This is a genomic window from Saprospiraceae bacterium (genome assembly GCA_016713025.1).
In the GTDB taxonomy this organism is placed as follows: domain Bacteria; phylum Bacteroidota; class Bacteroidia; order Chitinophagales; family Saprospiraceae; genus OLB9.
Genome location: JADJPZ010000004.1, coordinates 2,394,562 through 2,411,268, shown reverse-complemented (window position 1 = coordinate 2,411,268; position 16,707 = coordinate 2,394,562). Strand labels below are relative to the sequence as shown.

General features: G+C 35.5%; 16 protein-coding genes. 8 read left to right on the top strand and 8 right to left on the bottom strand.

The annotated features are described in order from the left end of the window. Positions 1-307: 307 nt before the first annotated feature. The gene (locus IPK35_16520; protein MBK8054821.1) at positions 308-1,081 is read left to right on the top strand and encodes a response regulator transcription factor; all 774 of its coding nucleotides are present in this window, start codon (positions 308-310) and stop codon (positions 1,079-1,081) included. A 16-nt stretch (positions 1,082-1,097) separates the two neighbouring features. Here the strand turns inward: IPK35_16520 and IPK35_16515 are convergent, their stop codons facing one another. Together IPK35_16515 and IPK35_16510 are read right to left on the bottom strand one after the other, a co-directional pair. After that, on the bottom strand, positions 1,098-1,697 hold the full coding sequence (locus IPK35_16515; protein ID MBK8054820.1) for a histidine kinase: 600 nt from the start codon (positions 1,695-1,697) through the stop codon (positions 1,098-1,100). A gap of 38 nt (positions 1,698-1,735) precedes the next feature. Continuing rightward, positions 1,736-2,845 carry a 7TM-DISM domain-containing protein gene (locus IPK35_16510; GenBank protein MBK8054819.1) on the bottom strand — a complete coding sequence of 370 codons (1,110 nt, stop codon included), beginning with the start codon at positions 2,843-2,845 and terminating at the stop codon, positions 1,736-1,738. A 448-nt stretch (positions 2,846-3,293) separates the two neighbouring features. On the opposite strand from IPK35_16510, the gene IPK35_16505 reads away from it, so the two are divergent. The 3 genes from IPK35_16505 to IPK35_16495 all read left to right on the top strand — a co-directional run bounded on the left by IPK35_16505 (position 3,294) and on the right by IPK35_16495 (position 5,284). Then, positions 3,294-3,476 carry a hypothetical protein gene (locus IPK35_16505; GenBank protein MBK8054818.1) on the top strand — a complete coding sequence of 61 codons (183 nt, stop codon included), beginning with the start codon at positions 3,294-3,296 and terminating at the stop codon, positions 3,474-3,476. A gap of 324 nt (positions 3,477-3,800) precedes the next feature. After that, complete coding sequence (locus IPK35_16500) at positions 3,801-4,124, top strand: hypothetical protein (GenBank protein MBK8054817.1); 324 nt, start codon at positions 3,801-3,803, stop codon at positions 4,122-4,124. Next, positions 4,052-5,284: a vanadium-dependent haloperoxidase gene (locus IPK35_16495; protein ID MBK8054816.1), complete on the top strand. Its 1,233-nt coding sequence runs from the start codon at positions 4,052-4,054 to the stop codon at positions 5,282-5,284. The genes IPK35_16500 and IPK35_16495 overlap by 73 nt, the downstream gene beginning before the upstream one ends. A gap of 196 nt (positions 5,285-5,480) precedes the next feature. Here the strand turns inward: IPK35_16495 and IPK35_16490 are convergent, their stop codons facing one another. Further along, the gene (locus tag IPK35_16490) at positions 5,481-5,756 is read right to left on the bottom strand and encodes a hypothetical protein (protein ID MBK8054815.1); all 276 of its coding nucleotides are present in this window, start codon (positions 5,754-5,756) and stop codon (positions 5,481-5,483) included. Between the two features lie 290 nt (positions 5,757-6,046). Here IPK35_16490 and IPK35_16485 point away from each other — a divergent pair, with 290 nt between their 5' ends. From IPK35_16485 to IPK35_16470, 4 genes are all read left to right on the top strand, one after another. After that, entirely contained in the window at positions 6,047-8,758 is a 2,712-nt protein-coding gene (locus tag IPK35_16485) for a TonB-dependent receptor (protein MBK8054814.1), read from the top strand. Between the two features lie 864 nt (positions 8,759-9,622). Then, positions 9,623-10,228, top strand: coding sequence for a hypothetical protein (locus IPK35_16480; GenBank protein MBK8054813.1), 606 nt, complete (start codon positions 9,623-9,625; stop codon positions 10,226-10,228). A 23-nt stretch (positions 10,229-10,251) separates the two neighbouring features. After that, positions 10,252-10,752, top strand: coding sequence for a YkgJ family cysteine cluster protein (locus tag IPK35_16475; protein MBK8054812.1), 501 nt, complete (start codon positions 10,252-10,254; stop codon positions 10,750-10,752). Continuing rightward, positions 10,749-11,339 (top strand): transferase hexapeptide repeat family protein, encoded by a 591-nt coding sequence (locus IPK35_16470; protein MBK8054811.1) that lies wholly within the window; start codon positions 10,749-10,751, stop codon positions 11,337-11,339. The genes IPK35_16475 and IPK35_16470 overlap by 4 nt, the downstream gene beginning before the upstream one ends. A gap of 255 nt (positions 11,340-11,594) precedes the next feature. On the opposite strand, the gene IPK35_16465 is transcribed toward IPK35_16470, so the two are convergent. The 5 genes from IPK35_16465 to IPK35_16445 all read right to left on the bottom strand — a co-directional run bounded on the left by IPK35_16465 (position 11,595) and on the right by IPK35_16445 (position 16,704). Then, entirely contained in the window at positions 11,595-12,626 is a 1,032-nt protein-coding gene (locus IPK35_16465; GenBank protein MBK8054810.1) for a formylglycine-generating enzyme family protein, read from the bottom strand. Between the two features lie 375 nt (positions 12,627-13,001). Beyond that, positions 13,002-13,859, bottom strand: coding sequence for a DUF2911 domain-containing protein (locus IPK35_16460; GenBank protein MBK8054809.1), 858 nt, complete (start codon positions 13,857-13,859; stop codon positions 13,002-13,004). 142 nt (positions 13,860-14,001) lie between these two features. Then, complete coding sequence (locus IPK35_16455) at positions 14,002-14,145, bottom strand: hypothetical protein (GenBank protein ID MBK8054808.1); 144 nt, start codon at positions 14,143-14,145, stop codon at positions 14,002-14,004. 18 nt (positions 14,146-14,163) lie between these two features. Beyond that, positions 14,164-14,838 (bottom strand): hypothetical protein, encoded by a 675-nt coding sequence (locus tag IPK35_16450; GenBank protein MBK8054807.1) that lies wholly within the window; start codon positions 14,836-14,838, stop codon positions 14,164-14,166. 186 nt (positions 14,839-15,024) lie between these two features. Continuing rightward, a complete protein-coding gene (locus IPK35_16445) occupies positions 15,025-16,704 on the bottom strand; it encodes a DUF1501 domain-containing protein (protein ID MBK8054806.1) in 1,680 nt (559 codons plus the stop codon). Positions 16,705-16,707 lie beyond the last annotated feature (3 nt).

Genomic DNA, 16,707 nt, shown 5'->3' with positions numbered 1-16,707 from the left:
TACGACAATAGCAACGAAATAAAATTTGATAATGATACAAATTTATTGCATATAAAAAATATTTCGATGATCATGAAAAGAATAAGACTTATAAACAAAAAGTTTAAAAAACAGTACAGTCTGGAAGTTCTGAACATGACCGACAATACCAATTTTATGCGTTTTACTTTTACCTGAATTTCAATAATGAGATTTGTAATGAGTCTATGAAACGCAATTTGCCTTATTTGGAAATCTTTCCTGCACGGTGAATCAGCATTTTTGGGATAAATCATATTTGTAGAATACCTATGTAATACACAAATGAATGAAAATAAGAACAATAATTATTGACGATGAAGTCAGAGGCTTAAAAATCATAGAGCACTTTGTATCTTCAAATAATGATATTGAAATCATAGCATCTATAAGCGATGCTGAAGAGGCGATTGAAGTTATAAATAAGATGAAGCCCCAATTAATCATACTGGATATTCACATCCCAAAATTCAATGGATTTGAAATATTGGAAAGAGTAAATTTTCGGGAATTCAAAACAATATTTGTCACTGCTTACAATGAATATGCTATTAAGTCCTTTAAGTATAGCGCCATAGATTATTTACTAAAACCTTTGGACGAAGTACTCTTTTCTGATGCGATTAAAAAAGTCGTTGAGCAAATAAACCAAACAAATATTAAGACAGATTTGAAAACTTTGATTCACAATGTAACAAGTATCAAGGATCCTATGGCTATGAAGATCTGTATACAGCATATGAATGGTTTTAATATTATCGATTCGCAAGATATCATATATTGCGAAGCTGATACTTGCTATACAATTTTTAAGATGGCAGGGAATAAGCAAATTGTCAGTTCAAAGACTATGGCAGAGTATGAATCAATTCTTGACCCTGGTTTGTTTTTAAGAATACATAGATCATTTATTATAAACTTGTCAAGAATCAAGGAATACCGTAAAGGTTTAGGTGGTTCAGTGATTATGGATAATGGTGCAGAACTGGAGATAAGCAGGAGAAAAAAGGATGAATTTGTAAACAGAATAAAAAAAATATTTAAAGACGAAAGTAGTTCTTAGTATCTTATCAGTAGGTTTATATCTCAATTTTAACTCTTGTGCCATTTTGGATATTATCTTTACGGATATCGAAAATTGTTACATTACATTTTTTATTATAAAAAATACCCCATGTCTTTATCCTGCTTTTGGTAATTTCCATGCCCTTTGGTGTATGTATTCTTCTGTCGTGATTTGAAGTGTGCATTCCGATACCATTGTCTGTAATTTCTATTATAAGTTTGAATTCTTCTTCAAATATTTTAATGATAAATCTATTGTTAAGCGTTTTCTTTGTAAAAGCATGTTTAAAAATGTTTTCAATGTAAGGCTGAAGCAATAAAGGAGGAACCAAAATTAAATCAGATTCGAGATCGTCTTGCACTTGAATTTCATAAGTAACTTGGTTTGAACTCATCAGTTGTAAAAACTCAATGTATTGCTTGGTAACTAAAATTTCCTCATCCAAAATTATGCTCTCTTTTGAGCTATAATCTAAAACCTTCCTCATCAAGACAGAAAATTTGGTCAAGTAATCAGAGGCAATATTTGTTTGATTCGACATTATAAATTCTTTAATGGAGTTCATAGAGTTAAATATGAAATGTGGATTTAGTTGGGTCTGTAATGTGCTCATACTCAATTTTAATTTTTCTTTCTCTAACTTTTCAATTGTCAATTCTTTGTTTGCATTTTCTTTTCCAAAACCACTACATGATAATACTCGTAATATACTTTGTATGCCAATGCGGCTGAAAATACAATAATCTCAAACAATAAACCCAACAATCCTATTATTCTACTTACCTGATTTTGAAAAGTTGATGTAATTAATTCTGAAGACAACAAGAGACTTCCACCAACAATAACAAATTTCACGAATACATTCTCTCGTTCTTTATAAAGTAAGAACAAAATGTAAATTCCAAACAAACCGGAAATATATCTGACTATAAAATAATATGTGTATGAAATTTCATAAAACCCTAATGAGAGGAATATCAATTCTGGCACCAAGCATAATAGTAAAACTTTGATATATTTAGAAATCAACTTATCAATCTCAGCATAGTTTTTATACTCTTTTATATAACTAGTACCAAATAAGAAGTAACTGATAAACAAAATGCTAAACCAAATGTATTTCCAATAAAGCCAGGGCAGTAGATCATCAATAAAATAGAAATATTCAAAGTTTTCTCCCAAAGTTCGATTTACATGAATCCAAAGACTAAAGCAAAAAATAGAATAGTAAAAAAAGGATTTATCTTTTATGAGAAAATACATTAGGATAGACAAAAGCATTAAAACAAAAAAAATACCACTAAAGAAGGCTAATATATAAAAATAAGATCCATGATTACTGAAAGTATTACCCTCGAAATGAGTTCTGTCACTAAAAGCTACATTGAATTTTTTTTTCAAATGGAAATCGCCAAGTTTAGCTACAAATAAATGTGAGCCGACTCCTACTTCAACATATGCTGATAATAATTGTGGTTGCTTTATAATTCCATCGGGATCTTCACACTCTTTGTAACCACAAAAAGAAATGGGTTTTCCATCAACCCAAATCTCTTTAAAGTTTCCTTCTAATAATATTGGTATGGGACCGGAAGACTCATTTAATAAAATACCTCCGGTCCAATAATTGCTATACGATCTAAATATCCTTCCCCTATCTTTATAACCTACTACGTTCTTTTTAAAAATAAGATTCTTAGCTTCAAATTTGTCGTAATTCTGATCTTGTATGATTGGAAATGATGGTAGTACTCGATACATATTGGATTTTATTCGCAATGTATCTTGTGCCTCACAGGAGTGTTTATAAGACAAGAATAAAATGATGAAAAGTAAGTTTCGAACCAAAATTAACTATTTTATTAATAAGTGTTAATTACTTTGAAAAATAATGATTAAAGTTTGTGCAGGTAGCACGTACATCATGTAATTAGGTTAAATTAGATTTTCAGAAATATAGGTAAAAGTAATATTTTATTTTGCTACTTACAAGCCTTACTCTCAAAAAGTAGGTAAGGCTATCAGCATACAATTGCTAATTGTACAATTGCAAATAGGAAAATATCATAGCTATAGAATTAAAAGTCAAACCAAATCGGTGATGAAGGAGCTAAAGTCATCGCTGAAAATCTAACATTCTATTCTGACCGTAAACACGGACTATCACTTCGGTGGATATGGCAAGTGGGATCAATCACTGCTGGACTTTATGGTACAATTTGAGTCAGACTACCTGATACCTCTTGACCATGTCTATAATGGCAAGGCACTTTTCGGTCTCTTCGACCTGATAAAGAAGGACTTCATTGCTCCCGGTGCCACTATTGTTTATATCCATACCGGTGGGCTACAGGGTAGGGAAGGGCTGGAGTATATACGAAAGAAAGGCTAATATATCTCGTAATTATATTTTGCTATTATAGAGTATAACATTTGTTATATTTTACAAGGAGATATTTATTAAAATAATATACCTGTCATCGAAATATATAACAAAAGTTATATTGCTTTAGGTGTATCAGTGGCGTATCTTTGTGGGGTAAAGGACGAAGAAAAAAGTGCAGTTGGAAACTATTTAGGTAATAGATTCAAAATAAGTACTGGAGCAGCAATTGGGTATTTTCAACATAACAATTGTTTGTCCCACTTATGATGTAAAGTTTTTTAAAACTAAGTCTTTAAATAATCAATTTTTTAACAATTTAATTTAACAAAAATGGCAAACAACACAGATCAAATTTTGTATTGGAATGAAGTCGCTTTAGAAGCAAACAAAGTTAGTCACTCCAATGGCATGAATGAGCAAACAGGCCCACCACTGAGTTCCAGAGCCTTAGCCATGGTGCATTTAGCCATGTATGATGCATATGTTGGAACTACACCAGGTACGACGCTACCAGTTTACCTTACAGGTCCTGTTAGTCCATTAGGAATATCAGATAGAGATACAGCGATAGCTACAGCAGCGTGCACCATGCTATCCAAACTGTATCCTTCCCAAACTGCTTTTTTAAGAAAAAGTATTCGGAAGCCAAGTTAGATGACTCAATAGGAATCGGAGGGCATACATTTGGAGTATTTGTCACTCACGAACTTTGGAAAGATCGTAAAAATGATCCAAATGCTAATGATGATAGTTACATTCAATCCGTGGCCAAGGGTTATCACAGAAATGATCCCAGCAACGATCAAGGATCACATGCTCCATTTTATGGTAAAGAATCAAAGTGTTTTGCCGTGACACAATCATGGGCACTTGACCCACATCCTACACTGAGTTCCGGGGACTACCAAAATGCATTAAAACAGGTAATCGCTAAAGGTATTGCTCCTGAATTGATTGGAACCTTGCCTCAAACACTAGCAAATAGAAGGCGGACAATGGAAGAAGAACTGATTGGCATATTCTGGGGATATGATGGTGCTGTAGACCTAGGCACGCCTCCACGATTATATAACCAGTTGCTTAGAGAAATTTCCTGCAAGATGAGTAGCAATATAGATACAAATGTATTATTATTTACTATGGCAAATGTGGCAATGGGTGATGCAGGTATTTTGGCTTGGGAACAAAAGTATGTTTACAACCACTGGAGACCAGTCGTCGGGGTCAGGGAACATGACATTTCTATGGGTTATTCCGATACGGCTAACAATGACATTGATAATTTGTGCCGTATCAACTGGTTGCCATTGGGAGCCCCAAAAACAAATGTAAAAGATGGCAGAAATTTTACTCCTGATTTTCCTGCATATCCTTCGGGTCATGCTACATTTGGAGCAGCTGCCTTAGAAATAGCAAGATTGATTTATGCAGCACCAGCGGATCCTGCTGGTATAAATGTAGTCAATGGAATAGATTTTATTTCAGACGAATTTAATGGAGTATCTAAAGATAATAAAGGTACCACAAGACCACGACATGTTCGTAATTTTCCTGGAGGTATCAAACAAATGATATTTGAAAATGGACTAAGCAGAGTGTTTTTGGGAGTGCATTGGTATTATGATGCTTTTGGGGTTCATCCTGGGGCATTTGGAAATGCGAGCGATGGAGGTAAAGAAATCACCATCAATGAAGCGATGATGGAGCCATCCGGAGCTACATCGGTTGGAGTCGGTGGAGTACCTCTGGGCATCGCAATTGCCAGAGATATATTTAATAACGGAATAAAATTATCAACAGCGCATACTATATAGTTTTATTTAAAATTGTTTACTACTCATGTACATGTCATTTTTGGTGACTTTGTCACAATTTAAAACTCCGCAGTCATTCGCTTTGCTTTTTTACAGAACCATAATCTGTTGAATTAGGCACAATTGTTAATATGCAACTTATGATAATATAAGAGAATGAGGCAGGAATATACCCAGCCTCTTCTCTTTTGTGTTATTATATGTGAAAAAGCTGCTCATAACTTATACAATACACTTCACACACCAACTCATCAATCTTGGATTCAAGATACTCGATTTTGGCGTTAAGTTGAGTGCGTTTGGAGTCTAGATTGGTTGATGATAATTCCGTATTGGCATCTGACACTTGACATACATGAGATTCTATATTTTCCAGTGTTGGTTTTGAAATTCCACCCTGCTGGACCAAGTTTGCAACTTGTGCTGATACCACTAAACATATATCCTTCGGATCTGGACATTTTTTCGACATCTCTGGATTTTCTTACTTTCCTTTTATAAATGTCATGCCACTCATCAATAAAAGCTATGAACCTTACTAGTCTCATTCCTAACAAGACAGGCTATAGATGGAATGAATCTACCCAAAAAACCAGAAAGACAGATTTAGTGAGGAAAAAATTAAGAACTTGTGCATTTTGTTTTACACGCTTTATATAGATAAATATGATATATTAAAGATGTATTTATATATTTGTCTCTGTTTATTCCTATTATTTTCAAAACAAAATTTTTATCTAACAATTTTTAAATTATTTTTTTATGCAAAAACTCATTTTCTTACTATTGTGTATATGTGCAATTAATCTTGCAAATGCACAAAAAGGTACAATCAAAGGGCTGGTAAAAGATAACGAAGGCAATGCCATCATTGGGGCTAATATTTCTACAAGTCCGGGCAATGTAGGTACTATCACCGAAGTAGATGGATCTTATTCAATCAGTGTAGTTTCCGGCACTTATAGTATCAAAGTATCATTTGTCGGTTACACATCTCAAGTTTTGAATGTTTTTGTTGATCAGGGAGAAATAAAGACTTTGGACTTTACTTTGTCCGATGACGCAGTGACATTAAGTGATGTAGTTGTAGTCGGTACAAGAGCTGCACCTAGATCAAATACGACAAGTCCACTTCCTGTTGATGTATTTTCAGGCAAAGACCTTTTGACAACTGGTCAAACCACTTTTGACAAAGCACTACAGTACAGAGTACCTTCATTTAATACTGTACAGACACCGGTCAATGATGCCACATCACTCCTCGACCCTTATGAAATCAGAAACATGGGACCAAGCCGAACTTTGATTCTTATCAATGGTAAAAGAAAAAACATGTCTGCACTTGTTTATACTCAGACAGCTCCTGGACGCGGTGAGACTGGTGCAGATATCTCAGCAATTCCTGCAGATGCGATTAAAAGAGTTGAAATTCTGCGTGATGGTGCATCTGCTCAGTATGGTTCAGATGCTATCGCAGGGGTCATGAACGTGATCCTAAAGGATGATTATGATGGTGGATCTGTCACTATAAACACCGGCATCACGCACAAAGGTGATGGCGAAGCATTAGGAATCACTCTAAACCAAGGTGCAAAAATTGGAAACAAGGGCTTCATAAATTATACTGCTAATTTTGGAAGAGTAGGACTGGCCAACAGACCTGGCATATTGAGTGTAAAAGACGAAGCCGAATATTGGGGAGTGTCAGAAGCAGTGACTAAGAAGTTTTTGGATAAATTTCCTGATGGAGGTCACGTCAACGGAGCTCCTGAGACCAAATCAGCCAAATTTTCAGCCAACGCAGGCGTGGATTTGACCTCGTCGACCAGACTATATGCCAATGCTGCTTATGTCTATAAGAGAGTCAATAGTTTTGCTAACTACAGAGCACCTTATTGGATTACTACGGACTTTGGTCTTCTCACACCAGCTGGCCAGGAGTACATTGGGTATGTACCGACTTTCGATGGCGATCTTAATGATTACAACGGTACACTTGGATTTATCAATGAAAAAAATGGCTGGAAAACCGATGTCAGTTTTACTACAGGTGGTAATGTACAGATTTATACGGTTTTAAACACTTATAACAGATCACTGGGTGCTGCATCTCCTATACAGTTTAGGCCAGGGGGATATAAGTTTAATCATAATGTAGGGAATATAGATATCTCCAAAGTTTTGACTGAAAAAATCTCTTTTGCAGTCGGATCAGAAGTTAGAGTAGAAAATTTCGAAATATTGGAAGGAGACGAAGCTTCCTGGATTAAAGGACCTTTGGATGCCCCTGCAGGAGCCAACTCATTTCCAGGCACCAGACCTGAAAATTCTGGATTATTTACTAGATTTAATTTAGGCGCATATGCCGACTTCAATTTTGATCTTACTGATGACTTCTTAGTGGCTATGACTGGTCGATTAGAAAATTATTCTGACTTTGGTAATGCATTTGTATGGAAGGCATCTACAAGATATAAGTTTAATGATGATAAAGTTACCCTGAGAGCATCAGCTTCTACAGGTTTCAGAGCTCCTACATTGCATCAGATCAACCTGCAAACAACTCAGGCATCATTTGTAGATGGTGTCATCAAAGAGACAGGTATCTTTAGAAATGGATCCGCTCAGATAAAACAATTGGGTGTTCCGACTTTAGCACCTGAGAAATCATTCAACTTTACCGCGGGGATAGGATTGAAGCCAAGTTCTGATTTTTCATTGACTTTTGATTACTTTAATATCACGGTGAATGACAGAATACTTCTTTCGTCGGTCATCAGGCCAACCGGAAATGCAAATAATCCCTTAGATAAAATTTTGACAACCAATGAAGTGGCAGGTATTCAATTTTTTACCAATGGTATAAATACCAGAACTTCAGGGATAGACTTAGTATTGGGTTACAGAGGATTGCAATTTGGAGGTAATCAAATAGGTATCAACCTGTCAGGTAACTATATGCTTTCAAATGAAAAATTAGAATTAAAAGAGCCTAAAATCATTTCCGACGCCAAAAAATCAATTTTTGACCCAACACAAGAAGCCTTGATGCTGACTTCCAGACCTCAGTACAAAGCCATTTTAGGGCTGGACTATAATGTAGGTAAGTTTGGTTTCTCGCTGAATAATACTTTATTCGGTCCGACTAAGTTCAGATTGGCTGATTTTTCATCCACAACTGATCTGGAACAACAATTTATACCAAAAGTGGTTACCGATTTGGGGATTATTTATAAGGTAAGTGACAAGACTACCATCAATTTTAATATTGGTAATATATTCAACGTATTACCTGAATTTAAAGTGGTAGGTTTGACACCAGCTGGTGAGGCCATCGTAAAAGATGCTGCAAAACTAAAAAGTGAAATGTCAAATATCACATTCAATGGAAGATATCCTGTAACTGCGTATGATGGTAGTCATTTCAGCCAGTTGGGCACTTTACTTAATCTAGCAATTAATTTTAAATTCTGATTTTTAAATTTTAAAATTCCATCCGCTCCGAAAAGTCTTTGATGAAGCGAAACAAAATAAAATTGATTTCTACTGCATTGATAATCAAATGTTTCGATTTAGCTCTGCTTGCTGATAAGGCATGGCATGGTTGCAAAACTTTTAATCATGATATAACATTTGTTTTCGGAGGAGACACAAAATTGAAATCAATGTCATTTAGATAAGGAATTTTTCTGTTTTTTACCCTATCTAAGCCTTTCCCTTACAAGGGAAAGGCTTCATAAAGAAGTCTTAACTAAACAACATTGAAATTGAAATATTACAATGCCCGAAAGTTATCATGGCTTTCGGGTATTGTTATACCTAAATATCTAAAATGATTCCGTTATGAAGGCCAAAATTACAATAAAATCAACACTTTTGACGACAAATCATACTGTGTGCAGCTATGCTGTAGTCATCACTATGGTGCGAAGTCAAAGGTGTTCGCAGTGAATGATTTTGCAGTAATTTTGGGCCGTAATTGGAAATTCATTTTAGATTTTTAGGTTATATATATTAATGTCCTCTTATAAAATTATTCATTTTAAAAAATGCAACAACTTTTAATAATTTTCGATACAGAAAATCATAAAATGATGTATTTTACTACATTGATCGTTAAACGTTTTCATTTTTATTGAGCTTGAATATTAATTGAATATCATTGAGTTATTTTTTTTGGAGAAAACTTAATAACAATTCTTTTTAATTAAAATCATAAAATGTCATACAGAAATAGTTAATATATGTAGAATCTTAATATCTTTATCGGAATATTTTAATCTTCGGTTACTTGTGAGTATTTTGTTGTGTAGAGGTTTTTGTTTGACCTTGTTATTTATGGCATGGAGTTTCTCATGTTTGTATGGATTCAAAGATGATGCGGTTACTTCTTCATCCCGACTTAGATATGTTTTCCCACAGGAGAATCAAACGGTCTTTTACAAAGACATCACTTTGAAATGGTCAATCAGTAGGCTTCAGCCTATGGTAACTTTGCAAATTTCCGAAAACAGAGATTTCAGCCATATCATCCTTGACACGATGATAAGTGGTACCGCTCTTAATATGCCTTCACTTGCAAAATCGAAAGAATACTTCTGGCGTGTATTGACAAATGAAAATAGTGAGAAGTCCGGACAATACAGTTTTTTCAGTACTTCTGCACTCAAGATAGAATATAATACATTTTGTTGCCTGAATCTTATTCCCACTTCTGTAGGAGAATTACCTCTATTGTATATTGATAATCCTGATTTCAAACTTTACACAGTATCCATACATCATCTCGACAGTTTCGAAAAAGTACTCGAGAGAAATTCTGCATCAGAATATCAGTGTATACCGGCATATAAATTTTCCAATGGTAAGTATCTTATAAAAATTAAGGTTCCGGATGAAGAACATAATAATATAAGTGAAATCATAATGATAAAAGACGAATAGTCACTAACAAGGCACAGTATAAGATGAATCCTGAAGACAGCATCTCTCTCCAAAATGCCAAAGAATCTAAAAAGATCAATGAAATATATCTGAGAAAACTTAAAAGTTCTGACTCAGAAAATACAATCCCGATATTAAGGAAAATTCACCATGAGGTGTTCCAAATTACCGATTGTCTTTCATGCGGCAACTGTTGTAAGACTACACCTGCTTTGATCACCCGTCAAGACGTAAAACGTATTGCCAGGTTTCTTCACATGCCAGCTTCTCAGTTTTTGAAACTATATGTCATTACAGATTTTGATGGTGAAATGATGATGAAAAATGTACCATGTGTATTCCTTAACTCAGAAAACAATTGTGCCATATACGAAGTCAGACCAGAATCATGCAGACGATATCCCCATACAGATGAAAAAGAATATCCACAAAGAATATCGTTGAATATCACAAATACAACAATCTGCCCTGCTGCTGCCATGATACTTGAAAGATTGAAAAAAGCTATACCTTTGTCGATATGATATATAAATTTAATGGCTACATTCCAGTTGTGGATGAAACTTCGTTTGTGCATCCGATGGCATCAGTAACAGGCAATGTCATAATAGGCCAAAACGTATATATAGGACCCGGAGCAGCCATCAGGGGTGACTGGGGTGCCATCATCATCAAAGACGGATGCAATGTTCAGGAAAACTGTACTATCCATATGTTTCCGGGTAAGACCGTTATCCTGGCAGATGCGGCACACATTGGACACGGTGCCATTATCCATGGTGCCCACATTGGGCGCAATGTACTTGTAGGAATGAATAGTGTCATTATGGATGAAGTGATCATTGGTGACGAATGTATCATTGGGGCACTAACATTTATAAAAGCAGGTACCATCATTGAACCACGCAAAATAGTGGCAGGTAATCCTGGAAAAGTCATCAAAGACGCCAGTGAGGAAATGATTGAATGGAAAACAGAAGGTACAAAGTTGTATCAATTATTGCCAAAAGAATGCTATGAGTCCCTCGAGCCTTGTGAACCGTTACGGAAAGTGCCTGACTTCAGACCTCAGCAACAGGAAGTTTTTAAATATTTTGGGAAAAAACAATAACATGTAGTCTTAGAATCATTTTTTTTGGAGTATTTTTTTTTTTTTTTTTTGTTAAAAAAAAAAAAAATGGGGTTCCGGGAAAAAAAAAAACCCCCATTTTGGGAAAAAAAAAGGGGGGATTTTTTTAAAGCCCGAATCAATACCCTGGGTTTTAGGGGAAAAAAAATTTAAACATACTCTAAATTCATTAGAACTTTTGATTTCGAATAAAAGCGATTAAGGAAATTAAACTACCCAGACCGACATTTTGGTTCTTTATTTTTTGACTTCTTTGACACATCGGCATCCTGTATGATTCAATCCAGTGTCGGTAGTGGAGCCCATACGTCGCGCATTGCGATATCCTGAACAATAGTCATCATTGCACAAAAATGAGCCGCCGCGTATCACTTTTTCCTGCTGGAAAGGCATATATGGGTTGTATGCCGATGCAGGCCCGGTATCTCTTGCTATTTTTGTGTCAGTTTTTTTATAATATTCAAAATCAAACCAGTCACTGCACCATTCCCATACATTGCCAGCCATGTCGTAAAGTCCATAGGCATTGGGAGGGAAGCTTTTGACAGGTGATGTCGTCTCAAAACCATCTTTAATAGTATTCTCAAAAGGAAACAACCCTTGGAAAAAATTCGCTTTTGGAGCACCCTCATTTGCGGCATCATTGCCCCATGGATAAACCATATTTTCTTTTCCTCCGCGAGCTGCCCATTCCCATTCTGCTTCTGTTGGCAAACGTTTTCCCGCCCATTTGCAATAGGAATCAGCATCTTCCCATGCGATCTGAACCACAGGATGATCCATGATACTGGAGATATCTGTGGCAGGTCCGGCGGGATGTTTCCAGTTGGCACCTAATGTCCAGCGCCACCACTGCGACGGATCATTGAGCGCTACTTGTCTTGATGTTTTTGTAAATACCAACGCTCCGGGTTGCATGATAGTGTCATGCGGCCTGGGTGTGTTTGCTGGAAGGTTTTTTTTCATTTCTTCCCAGTCAATGGCCCTTTCGGCAACAGTTTTGTAGCCTGTGGTCTGAATAAAATCTGAAAATTGAGCATTGGTGACTTCTGTGGCATCCATGTAGAAGGCATCGATAAGTACCGGATGTTTCGGGTATTCATTGGGGTCAGCTTGATCATTGTCACCACCCATACTCAAGGTGCCTGCCGGGATGAGCACCATACCATCTCTATTTCCAGTGGCTGATGTAGCGGAACTTTGATCTGATTTACATCCTGAGAAAGTATAAAGAATTAAAGAGAGACCAATGACAAATGTATTTTTCATTGTATTTTATTAGAAAATTATATGCATCAACACCCAATAGGATCAACCCACCCTTTGTTTTTTTTTTGGCAAAGTAAATGCATATATTTTTTAAGTTTCAAATTTGGTGGATTATCCTAATAATTAGGCGTTCAAGAGTGGCTTGTCTTAAGCCTAGCTTGACAGGCCCTTTAGTCAAACAATTATTTTATATTCTGAAAACATTATTTTTAAGATTATATTGTATTTGAAGTTAGGTAAGTCTATTGGTCTGAAGGATGATCATACCAATTCACTTTGAAGATATCACAAGGTGAAAAATGAAACCATTAAAAAAAAGCCGGATGAACAAAGTATGGTTCATCCGGCTTTTTTTTAAAGATTAAATGAATTCAATTATTTTTTTGACCACATCGCGATCGATTCATTATTCATTTTGATGTAGTCGTTGTTTTTAGCTTCAGTCGCTTTTGCCAAAGACTCTTTTGCAACAGCAATAGCCTCTGTATACTTTCCAGCTTTAGCCAATATAAGACTGTATCCTCTAAGATTCCAGAATTGGTTTGCACCCATACTTACAGCTTTTGCACCCCATTCTAAAGCTTTATTGATATCTTTTCCGCTGTTAGAATAATAGTTGGCAGCTGCCATATAATCACCGCCAGTTGGACCTGCTAATGTTGAGTTGATGCTCGCAACAACTTTAGCATCAGACATAACATCTACAGTAAATCCTACTCTGGTTTTTTCCCAAGCAATATACATTTCAGTAGTATTGTCAGTCAAATTAGAAAACCCAACAGTAAAAGTTTCTACTGGATTAGGTAAAGCATTGTTAGGAACAACAGATATTCTTGCAGCTTCATCTGCTTCTTTGTAGTTATCGCCACCTGGAGTGCTCATTGTAACGTCTTTATGGAAAATAACTTTCCATTCTGTGGCTCCTGGTAGTGTAAATAGAGAATACTTGCCTTTTTTCAAATCTACTCCATTGACTTTTACGTCATCGCTAAAAGTAACTTTAGTACCTTGATTAGCAGCGGTGCGCCACAGTTGACCATATGGAACAAGATCTCCCATCACTTTACGACCCTTGGCACTTGGTCGACTATAATCAACACTAATAGTGGACAAACCCACAGACTGCTCAATTTTGGCTCCCGGACTGGCAGCAGGAGTTTTTACCTGAGCATTTGCATTAGAAAATATCATCAGGAATGCTCCTGCAACTAAAAGATTAAAAATGTTTTTCATCGATTAAAATGTTTACAATTTACTAATTAAAAATATTTCATTTTCAGTATTTTATACTGATCAGAATATTAAATAGTAAATAATCTTAAAATGTTCAATTGATATCAAAAATAAATGTCAATTGTTGGAGTTTTTCTTTTTTTCAGAATGTATAATCTCCATTTTGGACTGAGCCTCCTACGGCTCCACATGGATAGTGTGACTGGGCGTCTGCAAGCATACTAAGCCCTACAAGGATGATTAGTAGTACATATCTAAATATAGTGGACAATTTCTTTGATTTCATTTTCAGCACCCATAAAAATTAATGAATCTGAGATTTAAAAACGTGATACTCTACCCGATCTCTAGTAGGATTGGAGAGATCTCCATGGATGATCCTTTTGGTAAATCCTCTGTTTTTTTCCAGATAAAATGATCCATCTTCTCGACTTAGGTTTGATGATGTGTTGAATACGGATTTATCAAATACTGTTTTTACTTCCCATTTTAGTGACGGTCCAGATTTATAAGCCTTTCCCGTGATAGAAGTTAGAGTTACATTATTTTGAACTTCATTAGAATATATGGCTTTGGTTATAGTGTCTGTAGTAAAATATAGATCACCAGATGAATATAAATATTTATTGTCTTTTACTTTTAAAAGAGCAAAAATATTAGTTTTTTCATTTGTTTTTTGACCGTTGCTGATTTCATATCGATATGTCAGTAGCTTGATGTGTGGTACCCCATTGATCAATGTATCTTCTGAAACATAGATGGAATCATAACTTGGAAAAGCTGTAAAATTGTTACTTTGAAGAAATTGAATTTTCTTTTGAGCCAGCCAATAGTTCCCTTTCTTTATTGGAAGATACTGAGAAGCTGATTCTGATATGTTTGATTCAGGTACTTCGTTCGGTTCGTCTTTGACACAACTGTACAACGAACACATCGCCATCATTACTAAGATTATTATACATTTATTTAATTGTATCATAGATAAATATTTATTTGGTCTACATTCATATATCCATGATCTAGCATAAGTAACCCAATTATTAAGATATTTTTTTTTATTTTTTCCATAAAAACAAAAAAGCCACTTGGAACTGAATCCAAGTGGCTGAGCGAATATTCATGGGTATTTGTAAATGGGGGAAATTCAATTACATTTGATAGATAATTAATGTACTATGATCTTTTGATTGATAGCGCGGTTTTTATTTTTAAGATTTACGATGTACATGCCTGGACTTAAGGTTTTATTGATATTGATGGTTTCTCCTGTGTTAATTTTGATTTCTTCCCTCATCATCTCATTCCCTCTGATATCTGAAATAGATAAGAAGATAGGACTAGAAGTGTCAAAACCAACTTTTGGCTCAATGGTAAAACTTCCTGAAGATGGATTAGGAAATATTCGGGCATATAAATGGTGATCGTCTCCTGTAACATCTACCACTGACACAGTACCCCGACAAGGCTCAGACTCAGGGTCGACAAGTGGTCCCATTATACAAGGATTAAGAGCAATGCCACTCTTAAACAAACCTGGTACTGACTGTACATTGGTTTTGATGATATCGTTGGCATCCTGGTCACATGCACCAAACCAATTTTGAAGCACTGATTTATAAACTTGTTTATAGTCATATTGGGAAGGAACATTAGTTCCTTCGTTGATGATGTTCACATTATCTATTTGATAGTTGTTTCCAATGATCCCTCCTTTGACACTGTCTCCAAACAAGAACATTGGTGCTGCATATCCATGTTCAGTACCTAATAATCCATTTTCAGCTACCCTTCTTCCAAATTCTGAATACGTCATACCCAAAACTCTTTGAGCTAAACCAAGCTGAATAAGATCTTTTTGGAAAGCAGTTATTGCACCACTTAGATCTTGCAACAATAGAGAATGAGTACCAGCTGAAACCTGTTTTGCATGTGTGTCAAAATTGCCAATAGAAACGACATAAATTCTTGTTTTCAAGCCTCCTTTTATTAATCTTGCCACAATTTTAAATTGTTGGGCCAATGTTGTAGGTTTGATATTTGGGTGATTATTGGGTATCAAACTAGGAGGATAAGCCACACTACTGTTATTACCTGCATTCCACGAATTTATGATCTTTTTACCATAATCATTGGTCTTAAATTGTTCGCCTCTGAGAAATGCCAATTCTCTCTGCATATTTTGACTAGTCTCTACTTCTTCACTATAATTATCTATCAATTCAGTAAGTTTGCCATTAAATTGGGAGTTTATCTTTTGGGATAAAATAGCTCCACTAGCCCTTCCAAGTAAGGTACTTGCACCCACTTCTATAGCCAATGGATCTGGCATACAAATATTTGGATAATGTGTTGTCACCTTGGCATAAGTTTTTTCCAGATATCGACCTATCCAACCTGACGAGTAAGTGTTATTTTTATCAGAAGCAGTTTCCCATTGATCTATTCCGTGGAAATCAGAGAAAACCCCAGCTGTATTTGCCACACCTTGAATGATGGTCAATTGATCATTGTTGTATAATTCCCTGAAGCCATTTAGCGAAGGATGCATTCCCAGTGGAGGATTATCCTTCAAGGTTAAAATTTGGTTTTCAGAAACGATAATATTTTTTCGTACCTTTTCGTGAGCCAATTTTGCATATTGGTCCAAGGGAATTAAAGTGTTTAATCCATCATTTCCACCATCTAATCTCACCAACACTAATATTCTGTCTATGTCGCCCTCTAAGAGTGCTAAAGTCTCGGGACTTAGACCTGCAGGGTTAATTACATTAGCAAACAACTGATTTGAAACTAGAGGAAAAGCTGCCAACGGCATTATATTTTTAAGAAAATTACGTCTTTGCATGAT